Origin of the sequence: Streptomyces sp. NPDC048211, assembly GCF_043202315.1 — a bacterium.
Taxonomy (GTDB): Bacteria; Actinomycetota; Actinomycetes; order Streptomycetales; family Streptomycetaceae; genus Streptomyces.
The window spans coordinates 91,896-112,496 of record NZ_JBIDAD010000007.1 but is presented as its reverse complement, the minus strand read 5'-3'; the positions used below and the strand labels follow the sequence as shown (position 1 = coordinate 112,496).

Genomic DNA, 20,601 nt, shown 5'->3' with positions numbered 1-20,601 from the left:
GGTTCAGAACTGGAGGGACTTGGTCTGGAGGTACTCGGAGAGGCCGTGCTCGCCGAGTTCGCGGCCGACGCCCGACTGCTTGTAACCGCCGAAGGGGGCCAGCGGGTTGAACCGGCCGCCGTTGATGTCGACCTGACCGGTGTCCATCCGCCGGGCGAAGGCGACGGCCTCCGCTTCGTCGGCGGCCCAGACGGCGCCCGTAAGCCCGTACACGGTGCCGTTGGCGATGCGCAGCGCGTCCGCCTCGTCCTCGTACTTCAGGATCGAGACCACCGGGCCGAAGATCTCTTCCTGGGCGATGGTCATCTCCGGGGTGACGTCGGCGAACACCGTGGGGCTGACGTAGTACCCGGTGGCGAGCGGCGCCTCGGGGCCGCCGGCCACGACGCGGGCGCCCTCCTCGATGCCCTTCTCGATGTAACCGCGCACCCGGGCCTGCTGCTTGGCGTTGACGAGCGGACCGACGCGCTCGCCGGGTACGTACTTGGCGACGGCCGCGGCGGCGAGGGCGACCGCCTCCTCGTACCTGTCGGCGTCCACCAGCATCCGGGTCCAGGCGCTGCACGTCTGGCCGGAGTTGGACATCACGTTGGCGATGCCCACGTTGACCGCCCTGGCCAGGTCGGCCGAGGGCAGGATGACGTTGGCGGACTTGCCGCCGAGCTCCAGCGCGACGCGCTTGACCGCGCCGCCCGCCGTGGCGCCGATCTGCCGGCCGACCGCGGTGGAACCGGTGAAGGAGACCAGGTCGACGTCCTCGTGCGCGGCGAGCGCCTGTCCGGCGACCGGGCCGAGGCCGGTGACCAGGTTGAAGACACCGGCGGGCAGGCCGGCTTCCTCGGTGGCCTCGGCGAAGAGCTGCGCGGTGAGCGGCGTGTCCTCGGCCGGCTTGAGGACGACGGTGCAGCCCGCGGCGAGCGCGGGGGCGACCTTGGCGACGATCTGGTGCAGCGGGTAGTTCCACGGAGTGATGGCGCCGACCACGCCGACGGGCTCCAGGAACACGGTGGAGTTGCCGTGGCGTTCCTCGAAGGCGTAGGTCGCGGCCAGTTCGGCGTACGAACCGGCGACCAGGACCGGCACGCCCGCGTGCACCGTCTGCGACATCCGCAGCGGAGAGCCCAGTTCGGCGGTGACCGTCTCGGCGATCTCGTCCTTGCGGGCGGCCAGCACGTCGCGCAGGGCGCCGATCCGGGCGGCCCGCTCGGCGGGCGGGGTGGCGGCCCAGCCGGGGAAGGCGGCGCGGGCGGCGCGCACCGCGGCGTCGACGTCCTCCGCCGTGCCCGCCGGGACGTGCGCGATGACCTGCTCGTCCGCGGGGTTCACCACCGCGACGGTGTCCGTTCCGGCGGCGGGCCGCCATGCGCCGCCGATGTACATACCGTCATGGGCCTTCATGGCTGTTCCTCCCGGACGCGGTGACGGACGAGGTCGTCCGCGACCTAAACTAGCGCCGTTAGTTTTCTGGCGCCAGAGACGTCGGTCACGTGCCGGGGCCCGCCCGTCGCCCGGGGGAGGCGAGCGGCGGGCGGGCCCCGGTGTGTCGTCGCCCTACACCTCCAGGCCCGGCACGTCCCTCGGCAGCGGGCAGATGCGGCGGCCCTGGTGGTCGAAGACGTACAGGTGCGCCAGGTCGACCAGGAGCGGAACCTGGCCGCCGGTGCGCAGCCTCATGTCGGGGCCGGTGCGCACGACGAGGTCGCTGGACGTGACCGCGGGGCGGTCGGGGCTGCGCATGCCCGGCGGGAACGGCTCGGTCCCCGGGTCGTCGAGGACCGCGACGGGCGCTCCGGCCTGTCCGGTGGCGCGCTCCTTGAGCCGTTCCAGGACGCCGACCCCGGCGCCGCGGCGCTTGCGCAGGGTGCCGCGGTCCGGGCGGGCCGATTCCAGGTCCGGCACCACGGCGGGCTGCGAACCGGTGTTGAGGTGGACCAGCGCCTCGTGCCCCTGGTACTCGACGTGTTCGACGATGCCGCTGAGCGCGACCTCGCCGGGGCGGGCCTGGCTGGGCGGGGCGATCCGGACCGCCTCGGAGCGCAGCCCGACGATGATGCGCCGGCCCTGCTGGATGCGCAGCAACTGGTGGTCGGGGCTGAGGGGTTCGGGCAGCGGGAGGCGCTGGCGTCCGAGGTCGATCGACATCCGCCCTTCCAGGGGCGCGTGCACGACGGCCTGCAACAGGTTGATCCGCGGGGTCCCGATGAACGCGGCGACGAACACGTTCTCCGGCAGGGAGTACACCTCGCGCGGCGGGCTCACCTGCTGGAGCACTCCCCCGCGCATCACGGCGACCCGGTGGCCCAGCGACATGGCCTCCGCCTGGTCGTGCGTCACGTAGACCGTGGTGACGCCGAGTTCCTTGGTGAGCTGGGATATCTCGGCCCGCAGGTGGTTGCGGAGCTTCGCGTCGAGGTTGGAGAGCGGCTCGTCCATCAGGAAGGCCGAGGGCTGGCGCGAGATGGCCCGGCCCATCGCGACCCGCTGGCGCTCACCGCCGGAGAGCTGGCCGGGGAACCGGTCCAGGACGCTCTCGATGCCGAGCATCCTGGCCGTGTTCTCGATGCGCACGTTGTGGTCCTGGCGCGGGTTCTCCAGCTTCAGCGGGAAGCCGATGTTGGCGCGGTTGGTCATGGTCGGGTAGAGCGCGAAGTTCTGGAAGACCATGGCCATGCCGCGTTCGCGGGGAGTCAGGTCGTTGGCCGGTTCACCGTCGAGAAGGATCTCGCCCTCGGTGATGTCCTCCAGGCCGGCGATCATGCGGAGCACGGTCGACTTGCCGCACCCCGAAGGGCCCAGCAGGACGACGAACTCGCCCGGGTCGATGGAGAGCGAGAGGCGGTCGACAGCACGCGCGGAGCGTCCGTAGGCCTTGCTTACGTTGTTCAGGGTGATGGCGCGAGTCATGTGGTTCCGCCCGGGAGGATGAAGGTGGAGCGGTGGGGAGCGGCAGCAGTGGCCTGAAATTAGCCCACTGCGCAGGGTGAGGGAATGACTCGCGCAAAGGTTGCACCGCACGGGGCGTGCGGAGACGGAAGTGTCAGGTGGGATTCCGGTTGAGGCCGGCCCGCGCCGGGCCCTCCTCGGGAACGGCCGGATCCTGTTCCGGAACCCGGCCCGCACCCGACGCGCGATCATCCTTGCTCAGGACACCCAGACCCCCTACGGCCGGATCCTGTTCCGGAACCCGGCCCGCACCCGACGCGCGATCGTCCTTGCTCAGGACACCCAGACCCCCTGCCGCGACCAGCAGGGCGCCGAGCATGACGAACGGCGCTGCGGTGCCCGCCACTCCGGCGACGAGCCCGGCCGCGGCGGGGGCCGCGACCTGGCCGAGCCGGTTGCCGGTCAGCCGCAGGGCGAGCGCGGTGGAGCGCGCGGCCGCCGGGGCGGCCCGGACGACGGTGGTCATGGACAGGGGCTGGCCGACGCCGAGGCAGAAGCCGAGGACGGCGAGCATCAGGGCCAGGCCCGGGACGGGGACGGGGAGCGCGATGCCGGCGCAGAGCACCCCGGCCAGCAGACAGGTGGAGGCGAGCAGGGCGGTCCGGCCCAGTACCCGGAGCATCGGGGTCATCACGAGCCGGCAGGCGATGGTGGCGGCGGCGCGCAGACTCAGCAACAGGCCGACGGTGGCGGGGGCGATGCCGCGGTGCTCGCCGACGACCGGCAGATACGCGGTGAGGATGTCGGTCGCGGAGAGCACGGCGAGGCTGATGAAGATCCCGGCGGGGACGCCCCGGGCGCGCAGGATGCCGCCGACCGGCACCTTGGCGCCCGCGGACCCGCCGCGGCGCGCGGGGGCGGTCCGGTGCTCGATGCGCCGGAGCGAGCCGAAGGAGACGGCGGCGACGCCCGCCGCGACGGTCAGGGCGAGTGCGCTGGTACGGCCCATGGCCCCGTCGCGTTCGGAGATCAGGTACCCGGCGGCGATCGGGCCGATGAGCTGGCCGAGGGACGCGCCGATGGTGAAGTGGCCGAAGTTGCGGTCCTGATCGGCCGGGGCGGACTGGCGGGCGACGATCGACTGGGCCCCGATCACGAAGCACAGGTGACCGAGCCCCATGACTCCGCTCCAGGCCGCCATCGCGGTCAGGGACACCGCCCGGCCGCCGAGGGCGCAGCCCCCGGCGATCAGGACGACGCCGAACGGCAGGAGCGGTGCGCATCTGCCGTGGTCCGTCCGGCGTCCCAGGGGCACGGCGGCGAAGAGCGGGAGGAGCGCGTACGCCCCGGTGATCACACCGATGGCACGCGCGTCCGCGCCGAGCGCGAGGGCCCGGTAGGAGACGGCGGGCCGCGCCATCGACACCGCCCCCTGCGCGAACGCGAAGGCGATGACGAGGCGCAGCAGCCAGCTCCGGCCGGGCCCGGCGGTGTCGGCCATGGATCAGATGATCCCGAACAGGAGGCCGGCGCCGAGCACCACCAGGGAGGTGAGCGCGGCCCACTTGACGGTGAAGCGGGTGTGGTCGCCGAACTCGACCTTGGCCATGCCGACGAGGACGTAGACGGCGGGCACCAGCGGGGACGACATGTGCAGGGGCTGTCCGACCAGGGAGGCGCGGGCGATCTCCAGCGGGGAGACGCCGTGGGCGGCGCCGGCCTCGGCGAGTACGGGCACGACGCCGAAGTAGAAGCCGTCGTTGGACATGAAGTACGTGAGCGGGATGCTCAGCACGCCGGTGACCAGGGCCATGTGGGGCCCCATGCCCTCCGGGATCGCGCCGACCAGCCAGTCGGCCATGTGGTCGACCATGCCGGTGCCGGTGAGCACGCCGGTGAAGACGGCGGCGGCGAAGACCATGCCGGAGACGTTGAGGACGTTGTCGGCGTGGGCCGCGATCCGGGCCCGCTGGTCGGGCATGTGGGGGAAGTTGACGGTGAGGGCGAGGGCCGCGCCGAGGAGGAAGAGCACCGGGATCGGCATCAGCTCCATGATCATCGCGGTGAGCAGGGCGATGGTGAGTGCCGCGTTGAACCAGTAGAGCTTCGGCCGCAGGGTGGCGCGGTGGGGGTCGAGGCCCTTGAAACCGTCGTCGGCCTTCCCCGCTTCCTCGGAGCCCGTGCCGCCCGTACCGCCGGCGCCTGCGCTCCTGCCCGGGCGGTCGCCGCCGCCCGCGGCGACAAGAACGGTCTCGGGTTCCGTGACGGTGCCGGCCACCAGGGCCTCGTCGAGCGTGAGGGTGCCGAGCCGCTTGCGCTCACGCCTGCCGAGGACCACGGCCAGCAGGATCACCGCGAGCAGTCCGACGCCGAGCGCCGGGATCATCGGGACGAAGATGTCGCCGGCGTCCAGCTTCAGGGCGGTGGCGGCGCGGGCTGTGGGGCCGCCCCAGGGCAGGGTGTTCATGACGCCGTTCGCCGTGGCGGCGACCCCGGTCATCACGACCAGGCTCATCTTCAGGCGCTTGTAGAGCGGATACATCGCCGAGACGGTGATCATGAAGGTGGTGGAGCCGTCGCCGTCCAGCGAGACGATCGCGGCGAGCACCGCCGTACCGATGACGATGCGCATCGGGTCCGCCTTGCAGAAGCGCAGGATGCCCCGGACGACCGGGTCGAAGAGTCCGACGTCGATCATCACGCCGAAGTAGACGATCGCGAACATCAGCATGGCGGCGGTCGGCGCCAGATTGCCGACGCCTTCGATGACGTAGTCGCCGAGATGCGCGCCCTTGCCCACGGCTACGCAGAAGAGGGCGGGGATCAGCACGAGCGCCGCGATCGGCGACATCTTCTTCATCATGATCAGGACCAGGAAGGTCGCGATCATGGCGAAGCCGAGGATGGTCAGCATATGGATACCTATCGTTCACCCTTGAACTCCCACCGGAGCCGGCGGTGCGGATGACGTTAGGGCGCGCCATAAGGCGTTAACAAGGCGTTGACATGCGAGCAATACGAGCAAAACCCCAGGTCAACACGTAGGCGCCACGGAGACGGGGATTCCGTTGAGCACGGCGGTGCCGGAGAGCGGGTCGAGGCGGCTGCCGTCGAGGAGCTGGTTGACGTTGACGCCGGGCCGGTCGGCGGCGACGGACATCCTGGTGCCGGGACGGTCGTGCCCCCAGCCGTGCGGGAGGCTCACCACTCCGGTCCGCACGCTGTCGGTGACCTCGACCGGGACCGTCAGCGCGCCGCCGTCCGCGGTGACCGTGGCCGTCGCGCCGTCGGTCAGTCCGAGGCGTACCGCGTCCTCGGGGTGGACCTGGAGGGTGCAGACGTTGGACCCGCCGCGGAGCGCGGCGACGTTGTGCAGCCAGCTGTTGTTGGAGCGCAGGTGGCGGCGGCCGACGAGGACGAGCGCGTCGGGGTCGGCCCGCCCGTCGAGGGCGCGGCGCAGCCTGGGCAGATCGGCGGCGATCGGGGCGGGGAGGAGTTCGACGCGTCCGCTGCGGGTGGTGAGGACCTCCGGGACGCGGGGAGCGAGGGGGCCGAGGTCGATGCCGTGCGGGTGGGCGAGCAGCCGCTCCAGGCTCAGACCGTCGGCGTCGGCGCCGAAGCCCTCGCCGTACGGGCCGAGGCGCAGCATGAGGTCGAGGCGTCGCTCCGTCCCGGTGCGCCCGGTGAGCGCGGCACGGATGCCGGCGGGATCCCGGCCGTGGACGGGTGAGAGCGGGTCGGCGACCGCCTTGCCCACGGCCCGGTCGATGATCATGGCGTCCACCGCGTCCGGCTCCGCGCCGTGCATCCCGGAGGCGGCGAGGACGAGCCGCGCGAGGATCTCGGCTTCGTCCATCCCGCCTTCGTCCAGGGGCAGTGCGGGGCGGGTGTAGCGGACCTGGTTGCGGACGGCGAGGGTGTTGAACGCGAAGTCGAAGTGGGCGCTCTGCGAGGGCGGCGGCGGAGGCAGGACCACGTCCGCGTGGCGGGAGGTCTCGTTGAGATAGGGGTCGACGCTCACCATGAAGTCGAGCCCCTCGGCCAGCGCGGCATCGAGCCGGTCGCCGTCGGGGGCGGAGAGCACGGGGTTGGCGGCCAGCACGATCAGGGCGCGGATCCGCCCCTCGCCCGGCGTGCCGATCTCCTCGGCCAGTGCGGAGATGGGCAGTTCCCCCTTGGCCTCGGGGTGTCCGGAGACCCGGCTCGCCCAGCGGCCGAGGGCGAACCCCTTGCCGGGTGCGGCCGGGCGCGGGGCGCGGGCCGTCGCGGAGAGCGGGAAGAGGGCACCGCCCGGGCGGTCGAGGTTGCCGGTGAGGACGTTGAGGACATCGACGAGCCAGCTGGCGAGGGTGCCGTGTTCGACGGTGCAGCTGCCGATGCGGCCGTACACGGCGGCGGTCGGGGCGGCGGCCAGCTCCCGGGCGAGGGTCCGGATGGTGGCGGCGTCCACGTCGCAGGCAGGGGCTACGGTCTCCGGAGTGAAGTCCCGTACGGCGTCCGCGACTTCGTCGATGCCCTCCACGTGTTCCGCGAGCGCGCCGGGATCGGTGAGCTTCTCCTCGAAGAGGACGTGCGCCATCGCGGCGAGCAGCAGGGCGTCGGTACCGGGCCGGATGGCCACGTGCCGGTCGGCGAGGCGTGCGGTGCGGGTGCGGCGCGGGTCGACGACGGTGAGGCTGCCGCCGCGGCGGCGCAGCGCCTTGAGCCTGCCGGGGAAGTCGGGGGCGGTGCACAGACTGCCGTTGGATTCGAGCGGGTTGGCGCCCAGCATGAGCAGGTGGTCGGTGTGGTCGAGGTCCGGCACCGGGATGGTGTTCGGGTCGCCGAAGAGCAGCCCGCTGGAGACGTGTTTGGGCATCTGGTCCAGCGTGCTCGCGGTGAACAGCGCCCGGGTCCCCAGGGCCGCGAGCAGTGCGGACGGATAGAGGGCTCCGGCCATGGTGTGCACGTTGGGGTTGCCGAGGACGACTCCGACGGCCTGCGGCCCGTGTTCCCGCGCGATGGCCGGCAGCGCGCGGGCTATCGCGTCGAACGCCTCGGCCCAGCTCGCCTCCGTCAGAACGCCGTCCTTGCGGACGAGCGGGGCGCGCAGCCGGTCGGGGTCGTCGTCGAGTCCGCCGATGGAAGCGCCCTTGGGGCAGATGAACCCCTTGCTGAACACGTCGTCCCGGTCGCCGCGGGCGCCCGTGACCCTGCCCTCCTCGATGGTGAGCGTGAGCCCGCAGGTGGCCTCGCAGAGGGGGCAGATGCGCAGGGCGGTACGGGAGCTGCTGGGGTCGTGCGACATGGGCCCTCCCGGGCGGCGACAGCGGTGGCGCGCGGACATGAGCAAGCACGGCCGAGCATACCGACCGGTACGCATGCTGGGGAGGTGTGGAGGCGAGGAGCTTGCCCCGGAGTCCGTCCCCCTCAGTCCAGCACCCGCGCGAGGTAGGCCTGCACCAGCACACGGGTCTCGGCGACGATCGCCCGGTCGCCGGACGGGTCGGTGCGGAAGGCGAGTTGGAGCAGCGCGTCGGCGGCCTCCACGCAGACCAGGATGGAGCGCAGGAGGTCTTCGTCCGGCTCGCGCTCCAGATGGCCGGAGAGCAGCTCGGTGAGCCGTCCCGCGACGCGCTGGTTGGCGTCGTCCGCGGGGTCGTCCTCGGGCGCGGGGGCACCGAAGTCGATGAGGGAGAACCCCGGGACGGAGCTCTTCATCGCCAGGTACTCGTCGAGCACGGCGTCGATGGCGCGGCGCCAGTCGCCGGCCGGGATGACGACCAGCCGGTCGGTGATCCGCTCCACGTAGCTGTCCAGGTTACGGCGGGCGAGGGCGTCGGCCAGCGCCCGCTTGTTGGAGAAGAACCGGTAGACGGAGCCGATGGGAACCCCGGCGCGTACGGCGACGGCCCGGGTGGAGAGCTGCTCGTAGCCGGTCTCGTCCAGGAGTTCGGCGCAGGCGTCGAGTATCCGGGTGAGGCGCTCGGCGCTGCGCTGCTGAACGGGGGCGCGGCGGAGGTTCGTGTTCGCATGGGGCACGGGTTCCATGATGCCGTGGGGCTCCTCTGCCGGGTGCGGGGGCACCTTCCCGGCCTCAGGCTCTGCTGGGCGTCCGCCCTCGGGCTGCACGGGACAGGGGGCCACGCTCAGGTGTTGCGGGGCGCCCGCTCTCCGGTTGTGCGGGACGGGGCGTCCGCCCTCGGGCGTTGCGGGGTCTTCGCCCCCTGCTCCGCGGAGGCATCCGTCCTCCGCCACCCTGCGGGGACGCCCGCCCCCAGCGCCGCGGGGGCGTTCACTCAGGCGATGAGCAGCGCCAGTCCCCCGATCGTGTACGCGACCATCAGAACCAGGAGCGGAAGCTGGCCGGCGACGGCGCGTCCGGGCGGGAAGAGCCGGACGGAGCGGTCGTGGGCGGCGACGACGCCGAGAACGTGGCCGACAACGATCGCGACCACCTGGAGCGTGGCGACGCCGCCCGGCCCCAGCGGCGGTTCCGGCGGTGCGGGATTGTCAGCGCCCAGTGCCACCATGACGGTGCGTGGGCCTTCGGTGACGAAGAGTGTGAAGTAGTGGGCGACGAGATAGCCGAGGGCGATCGGGACCAGGGAGTGCGCGAAGGCGGTGAGGGGGTGCGGCAGTTGGCCGGAGAGGAGCCGGGTGGCACCGGCACAGAGGGCGTAGAGGGTGGCGACGAGGGCGACGGCGCCCAGGAGGCCCAGCGTGGCCGTGATGGTGCGGCCCAGCGCCGAGGTCTGGACGGTGGTGATCCAGGAGGGCGCGTCGGAGAAGCCGTCATAGGCGGTGGAGCCGAGCATCACGCAGACGGTGGCCACGAGACCGGGAAGCCCGGGCGTGGCGTCGAGTCCGTTGAACGGGGAGCGCAGGACGAGGCGGCGGTCCGCCCGGCGGCGTCCGATCGGGGAGAGCCGCGCGAGGAGGCCCGAATAGGCCTCGAAGGCATCGGCGTGGTCGAACCACCGGGCCCCGTACAGGGCGGCGCCCCCGAGTTGAACGGCGGAGTAGAGGGCGAGGAAGAGGAGCAGTGCGGTGGATGAGGCGGGGTCGGGGGCGACGAGTTCGAGCCAGGTGAAGGCGAGCAGCCCGACGGCGGCGGGCCACATCCCCAGGCGGACGGGCAGGGGGCGGCCGGCGGCCGGAGCGCGTCCGAGCGCCCGGCAGCCGAGGAGATGGAGGGTGCGCAGCGGGTTGAGCAGCCGCCAGACGGGCCCGAGCAGGAGGGAGGCCGGGACGAGCCCGACCCAGAGGAGTACGTAGACGGCGCCGGGGGCCGGGTTGCGGTCCGGGTCGGCCGGGCCGAGGAGGAGGTGGAGCACGACCAGGAGCGCTGCGGCCAGACCGAGCGCCCGGGCCGCGATGCGGGTGGAGCGGGCGTCGGCCACGCGTTGGACGACGGCCGGCAGGGGGCGGCCCGCCCGGTCGCCGCGGAACCGGGAGGCGGACCAGAGCAGGCCGAGGGCGAGAAAGGAGACGAAGAGCGCGGCGAAGGCCCCGGCGAACGCGTAGAAGGGCGAGAGGGGCAGGTCGTGCTGGGCGCCGATGCCGTGGGCGAGGACGCTCACGGCACCGGGATCATCGACGCCCGTCACCGTACGACGAGTTGGGTCAGGAGCAGGTCGGACTCGTGCGTCTCGACCTCGAAGAGCCCGGTGCGGTCGGCGGTGAAGGTGAGAGTGACGGTCCGGCCGGCGGGCAGCCGCGCCTCCTTGTCGTAGCCGTGTACGTGAAGGGTGTCCGCACGGTCGCTGCGGACCCGAAGACGCACGGTGCGGCCCTTCTTGACCTCGGTGCGCCCGGGGGCGGGGCTCACCCTGCCGTCGCGGACGGCGATTTCCACGGTGGTGCCGGGGGTGGGCGCGGGGCGGGTCGCCGACGTTGCCCCGCCGAGCGTGACGGCGGCCTGGACCGGGGCGGAGCCGACGGCCCAGGCGGTGTGGTCGTCGGCGTAGAGACGGGCCGTGAGCCGGGTGCCTCCCCCGGCGCCGCGCAGGAGCGACTCCGGGAGGTGGAACCAGGCGCCGTAGACACGGGCGAGGGGATGGCCGTCGAGGAGGAGTCGGGCGTGGCCGCGTCCGAGGAGTGCGGCGCCGCCGACACTGTCCGGGGTGAACCGGAAGTTCCGTACCGACAGGTGGACGTTCCAGCCGTCCTCCGAGTCCGGCCGCACGGCCAGGGTCACCTCGGGCGCGCCCTCGGCGTCGACCTGGCGCAGCCGGTGGCCGGAGCCGTCGTCCGCGGCCAGGAGCCGGCCGTTGCTGCCGGTGGCCTCCTCATGGCTGGTCCCCGGCTTGTGATGGGTCGTGGCCCGCCCTCCGCAGGCACTCGTGCCGGCCAGGAGGGCGACGGCGAGCAGCCCGAGGGCGACGCGACGGCCGGCCCGCCGGACCCGAACGGCCGGGCGGACCGGAAGGCCCCGGCCCCGGCTCCGGCTCCCGGCCGTGCCGGTGTCCCCGTTCGCGCCCGTGCCCAAGTCCCCGTTCGTGCCCGTGCCCGAGTCCCCGTTCGTGCCCATGCCCATGTCCCTGTTCGCGTTCATCGCCGTGCCCGCTTTCCCGTCCGTCGGCTTCGCACCCGCCCTCGCCCCCGCAGCCGTGGCGGCCGTCGCCCCCGCCCGCACCGGGGCCGCCGCGTCCACCGGGTGCCGCGTCACGACGGTTCTCCGTCCGGGGAGGCGGCCGGCGAGGCGGGCGCGGCCGGGCTCTCCGACGCCGACACGCCTACCGCACCGGTGCCCGAGTCCGGCCGGGTGCCCGGCGCCCGGTCCGGGTCCGCCGCCGGGGCCGTTCCCCCCACCGCCGGCTCCCCCTTCGCGCGTTCGCCGTGCCGGGCGGCGGCCACCACGGCCCACACCACCCAGACCAGGCCGAGCAGCCCGCGCCCCCAGGCCGGGCTCAGCGGGATCCACGGGATCATGAACACGCCCTTGTCCAGCGCGTCGAGCAGCGTCAGACCGCCCAGCACCACCGTGACCCAGCCCAGTCCCGGCCGTTCCCGCCGCAGCGCCAGCCCGATACCCGTCCACCAGAGACCGGTCAGCAGCAGCGCGAGAGCGGGGACGTAGGTGGAGGCGAGCCCCATGGTCGAACCGGCCACGTCCAGGGACAGACCGATGAGGCCGAGGACCGTGGCGGCCGTGGCGAACCGATCGGCCCGCAGCCTGCGCCACCACAGCACCCCGCCGACCAGCACCAGCACCACCGCGATCCCCAGGGCCGCCTGCACCTCGACGCGCTCGATGCCGCGCGCCCCGTACCAGTCGCAGCCGGCCGGCAGCCGGCGCGCCTGCACGTTGTAGTCGGCGCAGACCAGCAGCTGGGCGAGTTTGACGGGCTCGCCCACCAGCCGGTCCGTGCTGCCGCTGACGGAGCCGCGCTCGGACCCGCACGAGGGCAGCGAGCGCGGGGTGGACGCGCCCGCGTCGGACTGCCAGCAGTTGCCCGCCCCCTGGCCGTCCCACCACACATCGGTGCCGTTGGGGCGCGAGCGGCCCTGCTTGTCGGTGCCGAGGTGGTTGTTCGCGTACCGGTTGTGGTGCGAGGTGTCGGTCTGCTTGCCGAGCGCGTCCTCGCCACGGATGAAGGCGGGTACGGCGCTCAGGAAGAAGGCGGCACGCTTCTGCCCGTAGACCCAGTTGTTCTCGTAGAGGTTCCAGTTGCCGCCCGCGGTGATGATGCCGGTGCCCGGCGGCATGGAGATCTGCGGGCAGACCACCCCGTCCTCGTAGCCGCGCTCGACGGGCGGCTTGGCGCAGGTGCCGTCGGCGACGTACGGGTAGTAGTCGGCGTTGTTGTCGTGGATCAGGTTGCGTTCGAAGCGGGCGTGGTTCTGCGGCAGGCCGGGGTGGCCGGGGAAGGCGCTGTCCATCGAGGCGCCGCCCATGTTGTGGTCGAACTCGTTGTCGTGGACGTAGACCGAGTCACCCGCCGTGCCGGAGTAGCCGACCATGTTGTGGTGGCTGCGGCAGCCGGTGATCTCGATGGAGTAGCGCGGCACCTTGTAGCCGTACGCGTCGTTGATGTCCGACGCGCTGCCCGGGTAGATACCGGAGTCGCCGTTGCCGTACGACTCGCAGTTCCTGTACAGGCCGTGGTCGCTGGCGAAGGTCAGGAAGCCGTACTCGTCGTTCCACCGGGTCAGCACGTCGTCGATGACGAATCCGTCCTGGGCCAGGATGTACAGCGAGTTGAACGTGGTGCGCTGAGCGGTGAAGTTCTTGAAGTAGACACCGTCGGAGCCGTCCGCGCGCACCGCGTTGAGCTTCTGGTACTTGGCGTCGATGACGACGTCCGTGCGCGCGACGCCGGTGCCCTCGATCTGGAGGTCCTTCTTGCCGAGGATCGCGACCAGGTTCTGGTTGTGCGGGCACTTCGCCTGCTGCTCGTAGCTCAGGATCTGGTAGCCGAGCTGGGAGTTGGGTGCCTTCAGCCGGGCGCACTCCCCCTTCGGCTCCGGCAGCGAGGGCTCCTCCTCGTAGAGGCCGGGCAGGATCGCGATGTTCTTCCCGGGCCCGGTGACGGCGTCGACGGCCTGCTGGAGGTGGCGGTAGCCGGACTTCCGGCACCGCTCGAAGAGCGTCAGGTTCCTGGCCCGCAGGGCATCGGGGAATCCGGATATCCGGTGCTCGAAGTCGGCCCGGTCGTTCTTGCAGACCAGGAGGTCGGGCTCACCCGTGCGGTACACGGGGACGCTGCCGGTGCCGTCGGGCAGCGTGACCGGCCGTTCCTCGTGCGCCCGGGCGGCCGAGGCCGGGAGAAGGGCGGCAGCGAGGGCCGCAAGAACCACCAGAAGTCTTCGTGTCCACGACATGTGCCGGAGAGTAGAGCATTGTTCAACTTTTGGAACCCCCCTGTGCCGCACGAATGGCGTTGACTCGCCGCGATCCGATTCCTACGGTTGACCATAGGAATCCAGGATCGCGAACCCCTCTCTCATGCACCGGGAGCACTTATGAGCGGCATCGAGCAAGCACGGAAGACCGCGGAAGGGCTCGCGCATTCCGCCGGATTCGGCAATCAGCACAGCTCGGAGGCCGTGCCGGGGGCGCTGCCGCACGGCCGCAACTCGCCGCAGCGCGCACCGCTGGGGCTCTACGCCGAGCAGCTGAGCGGTTCGGCCTTCACCGAACCGCGCGTCCACAACCGCCGCTCCTGGCTCTACCGGATCCGTCCCTCCGCGGCCCATCCGCCGTTCGCCCGGATCGACAACGGCACCCTGCGCACCGCCCCGTTCACCGAATCCGTCCCCGACCCCAACCGGCTGCGCTGGGACCCGCTCCCGGAGCCCGCGCCCGGCACGGACTTCCTGTCCGGCCTGTGGACGCTGGGCGGCAACGGCGACGCCGCGCAGCGCACCGGCATGGCCGTCCACCTCTACGCCGCCAACGCGGCCATGACGGACCGGGTGTTCAGCGACAGCGACGGCGAGCTCCTGATCGTCCCCGAGCGCGGCGGTCTGCTGCTGCGCACCGAAATGGGCCTGCTGCGTGCCGAACCGGGCCATGTCGCCCTGATCCCGCGTGGTGTCCGCTTCCGGGTCGAGCTGCTCGACGCCACGGCCCGCGGCTACGTCTGCGAGAACTACGGCCAGCCGTTCGTCCTCCCCGACCTCGGCCCCATCGGCGCCAACGGCCTGGCGAACGCCCGGGACTTCCTCGCCCCGGTCGCCGCGTACGAGGACGTGGAACGCCCCGTCGAGGTGGTCAACAAGTACTGCGGGAACCTCTGGTCGGCGACGTACGACCACTCGCCGCTCGACGTGGTCGCCTGGCACGGCAACCACACCCCGTACGTCTACGACCTGCACCGTTTCAATGTCATCGGCTCGATCAGCTACGACCACCCGGACCCGTCGATCTTCACCGTGCTGACCTCGCCGACGGACACCCCCGGCCTGGCCGGCGTCGACTTCGTCGTGTTCGCGCCGCGCTGGCTGGTGGGCGAGGACACCTTCCGGCCGCCGTACTTCCACCGCAACGTCATGAGCGAGTACATGGGGCTGATCGAGGGCGCGTACGACGCGAAGACGGCCGGCAAGGGCGGCTTCGTGCCCGGCGGGGGCTCCCTGCACAGCATGATGTCGGCGCACGGCCCGGACCGGGAGACCTTCGAGCGGGCGAGCGCGGCCGAGCTGAAGCCGCAGAAGATCGACGACGGCCTGGCCTTCATGTTCGAGACCCGCTGGCCCGTCATCACGACCGGGCAGGCGGCGACGGCCGGACATCTCCAGCACGGCTACGACGACGTGTGGCAGGGTCTGAGCCGCAACTTCCATCCGTAACCGGGCCCCGTGTCCCAGCGACGACGAATGCAGGTGACCCTGGTGCCGCAGTCCCCTCCGCAGCCCCCCGCGCCCCCGGGGGCCGCCTTCGCGCCCGACTCGCTGGTCCTGAACCGCAAGCTGCCGCTGTGGTACCAGGTCTCTCAGTCGCTGCGGGCCTCGATACTGGGCCGCACGGCGGACGCCACCCTGCGGCTGCCGACCGAGGAACAGCTGGCCGCGCACTACGGCGTCAGCGTCCTCACCATGCGCCAGGCGCTCAAGGAGCTGGAGACCGAGGGGCTGATCAGCCGGCACCGCCGGCGCGGCACCTTCATCGAGCCGCGCGCCCGCCGGGTGTCGCCGGTGCGGCTGCTCGGTTCGATCGACGCGATCGTCGCCCAGCAGTCGGGCGAGCGGACCACCCTGCTCGACCACGGCCCGTCCCCGGTGCCGGGCGATGTCGCGGAGTACTTCCCCGGCTGCCCCGAGATCGTCGGCTACCGGCGGCTGCGGTGCGACGAGGAAACCGGCGAGCCGACCAACTGGGCGCAGAACTGGCTCCATCCACAGGTCGCGGCCGGTCTCGATCCCTCCGACCTCGACCGCTGGCCGATGACCAAGGTGCTGCGCGACCGCGTCGGCGTGCCCATCGCCCGGATCACCGACACCGTCGAGGCCACGCTCGCCGACCCGGTCACCGCCGGCCTCCTCCAGGTCCCGCTGCTCAGCCCGATCCTGCACTACACGGGGGTGACGTATGACGAGAGCGGCCGGGTGGTCGACGTGGCGCTGATCCGCTACCGGGGCGACCGGTTCTCCTTCTCGGTCACGGTGGAGGCGCGCTGACGGCTGCCGCGGGTCCCGGCAGGCGCCCCCTGCCGGGACCCGCGGCAGCGCCGTTACGATGCCGGGGAAGGCGGCAGACGTGGCGACGGGGAGGACGACACGGTGGCAGCTCCGGCAGCGGCCGGCTCCGGCGAGGGCCCGCACAGCCCGCTCCTCGACGACCTCATGCCCTGGTCGGTGCGGCCGCTCAGGACCGGGCGCCCCTGGGTGACCGCCCCGGACGCGGCATCGCTCAGGGCCCGCTGGGAGCGGTTGGTGCGGGCGCCGGAACCCGAGCGCGAGCGGTTGTTCGGACCCACCCGAGCGCGTACCCCGCAGACTCCGGTGGCCGCCCTGCCCGGGCAGTCCGCCGGGACCGTCCGGTTCGCCCGCGAGCCGGGGCCGTGCCCCGAGCCGGTACGGATCCTGCACGGGCCGTTCGACGAGCAGTGGCTCCTCCCCGACCACCGCCTGATCGACGTGGCCCGGCCCGAGCTGTGGCGGGTCGCCGACGACCACCAGGTCTTCCTGGTCGAGCACGGCCGGATCCCCCACGACGCGGGCCCCGCCCTCTCGGTGACCGCGCTGCTCCCCGACGGCCACTCCCCCGCGGGCCGGCCCGGCCGGATCCGTCCGCTGTACCGGCGTCCCGGCGGCGTCGAACCCAATCTGGCCCCGGGGCTGATCGACCTGCTCCGTGCCCGTCACGGAGCAGCGGTCACCGCCGAGTCGGTCCTGGCCTGGATCCTCGCGGCGGCCCGCCCCTCGCCGGCCGGCCCGGTGGTGCCGCTGCCCGCGGACACCGCGCGCTGGACTGCGGGGGTGGCGCTGGGGCACGAGCTGCTGCGGCTCCAGTTGCGCGGGGCACGGGGCGGCGAGCGCCCCCGGTTGCCGGGCGGGCGCCGCCCCTATGTGCGGGCAGCTGTGCCGCCCGCCCCGTCGGAGCTGTCGTACGACGCCGAGGAGCAGGTGCTGGCCCTCGGCTCCGGCCGCATCTCGCCGGTGCCCGCCGGTGCGTGGGAGTTCCAGGTGGGCGGCGTGCGGATGCTGGAACTGTGGTTCGGGCGCCGGACGGCGGTGTCCGGGGCGGATGGTCTGGAGACCGTACTCCCCCGCGCCTGGCCGCAGGAGTGGACCTCGGAGCTGCTGGAACTGATCACGCTGCTGGCCCTGCTCGCCGAGCTGCGGCCCCGGCAGCAGGAACTGGCGGAAGGGCCGGAGATCGACCTGCGCGAACTGCGGGCGGCGGGTGTGCTGCCGGTGCCGGCACCCGCCCGGCGGCCCGCGTCGGTGCTCGATCACCAGGAGGAGGGCCCGGACGGCCAGTTCGCCCTGCTGTGACACCGGCGGACCCGCGCCTTCACGTATTCCCGGAGGGCGGCTTCGGCGCCGCTACCCGGCCTCTTCCGCGCGGAAGGTGCGCCGGTAGGCGGCGGGCGTGGTGCGCAGCGCCTCGTGGAAGCGCCGGCGCAGGTTGACGGCCGAGGAGAGGCCGACCCGGCGTGCGATGGTCTCCACCGGCAGGTCGGTCTCCTCCAGCAGTGCCCGGGTGGCGGCGAGCCGCCGGTCGAGCAGCCGGCGGCCGGGGCTGATGCCCAGCTGCTCGGTGAAGCGCCGGGTCAGCGTGCGGGCCGAGACCTGGGAGCGGACCGCCATCTCGGCGACGCTGACCGGCTGGTCCAGGCGCCCGGCCAGCCATTCCAGCAGGGGGCGAGCGAGTCGGCGACCGGCCCGGACGTGGCCAGTTCGGCGTACTGCAACTGACAGCCCTCACGGTGCGGCGGCATCACCATCTGCCGTGCGATCCGCAGCGCGTGGGCGGCTCCGTGGTCGGTACGCACGAGGTGCAGGCAGAGGTCCACGCCGGCCGCCGATCCGGCACTGGTGGCGACGTCACCGTGATCCACGTACAGCACCCCCGGGTCCACCTGGACCTGCGGGAACCCGGCCGCCAGCTCGGCGGCCCGGGCCCCGTGCGTGGCGGCCCTCCGGCCGTCCAGCAGCCCGGCGGCGGCGAGCACGAAGGCGCCCGAGCAGATGGCGACGATGCGCGCACCCGCTCAGCCGGGCAGCGCGACCGGCCGGTCCAGTGCGCCCAGCAGGCACACGAAACTCGACTCCAGGAAGGCGCCGAGTTCGTCGAGGGCCTCCGGCCCGTCGAGCGGCCAGCTGGTGACGGCCTCCTCGGCAAAGGCCATCCAGGCCCGGGCGGCCACGAGCAGCCGCGGTGAATCCGGCATCCCGAGACGACGCTGCCCCTCCTGTACCCGCCGGGCCAGGGTGGTGCGGGTGGACTCGACTATGTCCTCCACGGCGGGATGGCTGCCGGCGGCGCCGCGGACCAGGGTGAGATAGACCCTGCGGTGCTCCGTGACGTACGCCGCGAACCCGGCGATGAACGCCCGCAGCCAGGGGACGGGCTCCAGCGAGGGGTCCGGCTCCGTGGCGTCGGCGAAGTCGTCGCACTCCTGCTGCACCACGGAGCGGTAGAAGTCGCGCTTGGAGTCGAAGTAGTGGAAGAGCAGCCCCCGGGAGATACCGGCGCGGCGCGCCACGGCGTCGGTGGAGAGCTCGTCCAGCGAGCGATCGGAAAGCATGTCCACGCCAATCGCGACCAATTGCGCCCTTCGCTCGTCGGGGCTCAGGCGCGCGGCTCGCTTCTCGGACATGCCGACAGTGTAGAAGTACTTCGGCGCCGAATTACCTCGGCACCCACTTCACCAGAAAAACACCATGCGACCACGAGCCAGGCCCGGCCGGACCAAGGCGTGTTTCGAAGGTGGCGCCGTCCGCCCGGAGGGCAGGGCTCGCGGCGTCCGGCGCGGCGCGCCGCAAGGCGGAGGGCCGCCCGCGCACGGGGCGTACTCGGGCGATCCCGACAACGCGGCGAGGTGCCGTGCCAGGCGTCGCGAGCCGGACGGGACTTTCGAAACACGCCCCGGAGGTCCACGCGGACATGGCGACGCGCCACTGCCGGCTCCGGGGATGACGGAAGAGCGGGCAGCAGCGCGGTACCTGGACCGGGGCGTCGAGTCAGCGGCGGCTGCCGAAGAGCGAGCGCCGCAGTCGCCGCAGCGGGGCGAAGAGCGAGACTCGCGCGCTCTTGCTCCGGCGGGTGTGCGCGGCATCGCGCGAGGTGAGCTCGCGCATCAGCAACGTCGCCTCCGCGGACTCGCGCTGCGGGACGACGGGGCCGCCCAGCACTGCGAGATGGCGGTCGAGGCGCGAACTCGTCGCACTGCTTCCGCAGGTGATAGCAGGCACACGCGCCCTGCTGCGCACCGTTATCTGTTCCATGTCACTCCCCACCCGTACGAGGGCACCCGGCCCGGGCAGGTTAACCCTATCGCTCCTCGGCGACACGCGTGTATCCCGGGCACAGGATTGAGCACACACATACGGAGGTTGACGACCTGTCCGCGGATCCGCCCGTTTCCGGGGCGAGTTGGACAGATCGTCAGGGTCCGGACACCTCAGGCCAGTCGGAATCCGTCGCGCGGGAGGAACCCCCGCCCGCAGGGACCCGTTCCGGCGGGCGGCCCGAGGGGGCTCCGCCCTCCGAGCGGCGGGCGGACGGACGCGCCGGTCAGTCGAGGGAGTTGAGCACGGGCAGATAGCCACCGGACTGCCCGGCCGCGAAGGGGTGGTACGACTCACCGATGTTGAGCCAGTTGAGGCTGTGCAGCCAGGCACTCCCGGAGCAGATCTCGTGCCCGGCGAACTGTCCGGCGACATCACCGAAGGTGAAGCCGTGGTCGGCGGCACGCTTGGCGGTGGCCGCGTTGAGGTAGTCGGAAGCGCTGTTGATGGCGGTGCGCACCTTGTCGCTCAGACCGACGACGCAGCTGCCGCCGATCTTGTAGAAGCGCGGGTAGCCCAGGACGACGACATGGGCGGACGGGGCCTTGGCGCTGATCGCGTCATACACCGAGTCGAGCTTGCCGGGCAGCGTGGAGTCCACGTAGCTGCGGGCGGTGGCGATCCGCGCGAGGCACGTGGACTCCGACTGGAGGACACAGGTCGTCATGACGTCGGCGAAGCCGGCGTCGTTGCCGCCGATGGAGATCGAGACGAGGTCGGTCGAGGAGGTGAGCGGTCCGAGCTGGCTCGCCGTCACGTCACCGGTGCGGGCACCCGAGCAGGCGGTGAAGGCGAACGAGGCGGGGGCGTGGGCGGCCGCCCAGAGCGAGGGGTAGGCGAGGGTGCTGCGCTTGCAGTCACCGCTGGAGCCGATGTAGCTGCCGGAACCGACCCCCGAGGAGTAGGAGTCGCCCAGCGCGACGTAGTCGACGGCCTGTACGGACGATGCGGCGTTCGCGGTGGCTGCCCCGGTCAGGGCGATGACAGCGCCGAGCAGGAGCGAGGACGAGAACGCCACGAGTCTGGACATCTTCATGGAACCTCCCTGGGACCGACCTGCAGGATCTCTGCCTACTCAGTGGTAGCAGCAGCGGAGGCTTTTTCGGAAGTGTCCATGCCAAGTCCATCGGATGACCTTTCCTCGCGCACCCCCTGACTTCCTGTCATATCGACTCGCGGCGGCATCCCCACGAGGGGCCCCGGACCACGCCCGCACCGAACGGAGCAGGTGACGAAACCTGGGTGCGCCGGGTGCGCCCGTGCCGGATCATGGGC

Annotated in this window: 15 protein-coding genes and 1 pseudogene; 3 read left to right on the top strand and 13 right to left on the bottom strand. The window is 72.5% G+C overall.

Annotation, left to right across the window (positions count from 1 at the left end):
* Positions 1-3 precede the first annotated feature (3 nt).
* From ACGFZA_RS25240 to ACGFZA_RS25200, 9 genes are all read right to left on the bottom strand, one after another.
* Positions 4-1,398 (bottom strand): aldehyde dehydrogenase family protein, encoded by a 1,395-nt coding sequence (locus tag ACGFZA_RS25240; RefSeq protein WP_385281520.1) that lies wholly within the window; start codon positions 1,396-1,398, stop codon positions 4-6.
* 153 nt (positions 1,399-1,551) lie between these two features.
* Positions 1,552-2,904 carry an ABC transporter ATP-binding protein gene (locus ACGFZA_RS25235; protein ID WP_385281523.1) on the bottom strand — a complete coding sequence of 451 codons (1,353 nt, stop codon included), beginning with the start codon at positions 2,902-2,904 and terminating at the stop codon, positions 1,552-1,554.
* 133 nt (positions 2,905-3,037) lie between these two features.
* On the bottom strand, positions 3,038-4,384 hold the full coding sequence (locus tag ACGFZA_RS25230; protein WP_393682057.1) for an MFS transporter: 1,347 nt from the start codon (positions 4,382-4,384) through the stop codon (positions 3,038-3,040).
* Between the two features lie 3 nt (positions 4,385-4,387).
* The gene (locus tag ACGFZA_RS25225; RefSeq protein WP_385281529.1) at positions 4,388-5,797 is read right to left on the bottom strand and encodes a CitMHS family transporter; all 1,410 of its coding nucleotides are present in this window, start codon (positions 5,795-5,797) and stop codon (positions 4,388-4,390) included.
* Between the two features lie 120 nt (positions 5,798-5,917).
* On the bottom strand, positions 5,918-8,170 hold the full coding sequence (locus tag ACGFZA_RS25220; RefSeq protein WP_393682055.1) for a molybdopterin-dependent oxidoreductase: 2,253 nt from the start codon (positions 8,168-8,170) through the stop codon (positions 5,918-5,920).
* A 122-nt stretch (positions 8,171-8,292) separates the two neighbouring features.
* Positions 8,293-8,913, bottom strand: coding sequence for a TetR family transcriptional regulator (locus ACGFZA_RS25215; RefSeq protein WP_385281534.1), 621 nt, complete (start codon positions 8,911-8,913; stop codon positions 8,293-8,295).
* A gap of 248 nt (positions 8,914-9,161) precedes the next feature.
* Positions 9,162-10,472: a hypothetical protein gene (locus ACGFZA_RS25210; RefSeq protein ID WP_385281536.1), complete on the bottom strand. Its 1,311-nt coding sequence runs from the start codon at positions 10,470-10,472 to the stop codon at positions 9,162-9,164.
* The gene (locus ACGFZA_RS25205; protein ID WP_393682393.1) at positions 10,469-11,236 is read right to left on the bottom strand and encodes a hypothetical protein; all 768 of its coding nucleotides are present in this window, start codon (positions 11,234-11,236) and stop codon (positions 10,469-10,471) included. Before ACGFZA_RS25205 ends, ACGFZA_RS25210 begins: the two co-directional genes overlap by 4 nt.
* Positions 11,237-11,529: 293 nt before the next feature.
* Positions 11,530-13,689 carry a right-handed parallel beta-helix repeat-containing protein gene (locus tag ACGFZA_RS25200; RefSeq protein WP_393682052.1) on the bottom strand — a complete coding sequence of 720 codons (2,160 nt, stop codon included), beginning with the start codon at positions 13,687-13,689 and terminating at the stop codon, positions 11,530-11,532.
* Between the two features lie 141 nt (positions 13,690-13,830).
* Here ACGFZA_RS25200 and hmgA point away from each other — a divergent pair, with 141 nt between their 5' ends.
* The 3 genes from hmgA to ACGFZA_RS25185 all read left to right on the top strand — a co-directional run bounded on the left by hmgA (position 13,831) and on the right by ACGFZA_RS25185 (position 17,307).
* Complete coding sequence (hmgA, locus tag ACGFZA_RS25195; protein WP_385281539.1) at positions 13,831-15,159, top strand: homogentisate 1,2-dioxygenase; 1,329 nt, start codon at positions 13,831-13,833, stop codon at positions 15,157-15,159.
* A gap of 27 nt (positions 15,160-15,186) precedes the next feature.
* Positions 15,187-15,987 (top strand): GntR family transcriptional regulator, encoded by an 801-nt coding sequence (locus ACGFZA_RS25190; protein ID WP_393682049.1) that lies wholly within the window; start codon positions 15,187-15,189, stop codon positions 15,985-15,987.
* 102 nt (positions 15,988-16,089) lie between these two features.
* Positions 16,090-17,307 carry a type ISP restriction/modification enzyme gene (locus ACGFZA_RS25185; protein ID WP_393682047.1) on the top strand — a complete coding sequence of 406 codons (1,218 nt, stop codon included), beginning with the start codon at positions 16,090-16,092 and terminating at the stop codon, positions 17,305-17,307.
* Between the two features lie 51 nt (positions 17,308-17,358).
* Here the strand turns inward: ACGFZA_RS25185 and ACGFZA_RS25180 are convergent.
* From ACGFZA_RS25180 to ACGFZA_RS25165, 4 genes and pseudogenes are all read right to left on the bottom strand, one after another.
* Positions 17,359-18,023, bottom strand: a pseudogene (locus ACGFZA_RS25180) (GlxA family transcriptional regulator); the annotation flags it as partial.
* A gap of 3 nt (positions 18,024-18,026) precedes the next feature.
* Positions 18,027-18,635: a TetR/AcrR family transcriptional regulator gene (locus ACGFZA_RS25175; RefSeq protein ID WP_393682045.1), complete on the bottom strand. Its 609-nt coding sequence runs from the start codon at positions 18,633-18,635 to the stop codon at positions 18,027-18,029.
* Between the two features lie 364 nt (positions 18,636-18,999).
* The gene (locus ACGFZA_RS25170; protein ID WP_393682043.1) at positions 19,000-19,263 is read right to left on the bottom strand and encodes a hypothetical protein; all 264 of its coding nucleotides are present in this window, start codon (positions 19,261-19,263) and stop codon (positions 19,000-19,002) included.
* A gap of 289 nt (positions 19,264-19,552) precedes the next feature.
* On the bottom strand, positions 19,553-20,362 hold the full coding sequence (locus ACGFZA_RS25165; protein WP_385287268.1) for an SGNH/GDSL hydrolase family protein: 810 nt from the start codon (positions 20,360-20,362) through the stop codon (positions 19,553-19,555).
* Positions 20,363-20,601: the final 239 nt, after the last annotated feature.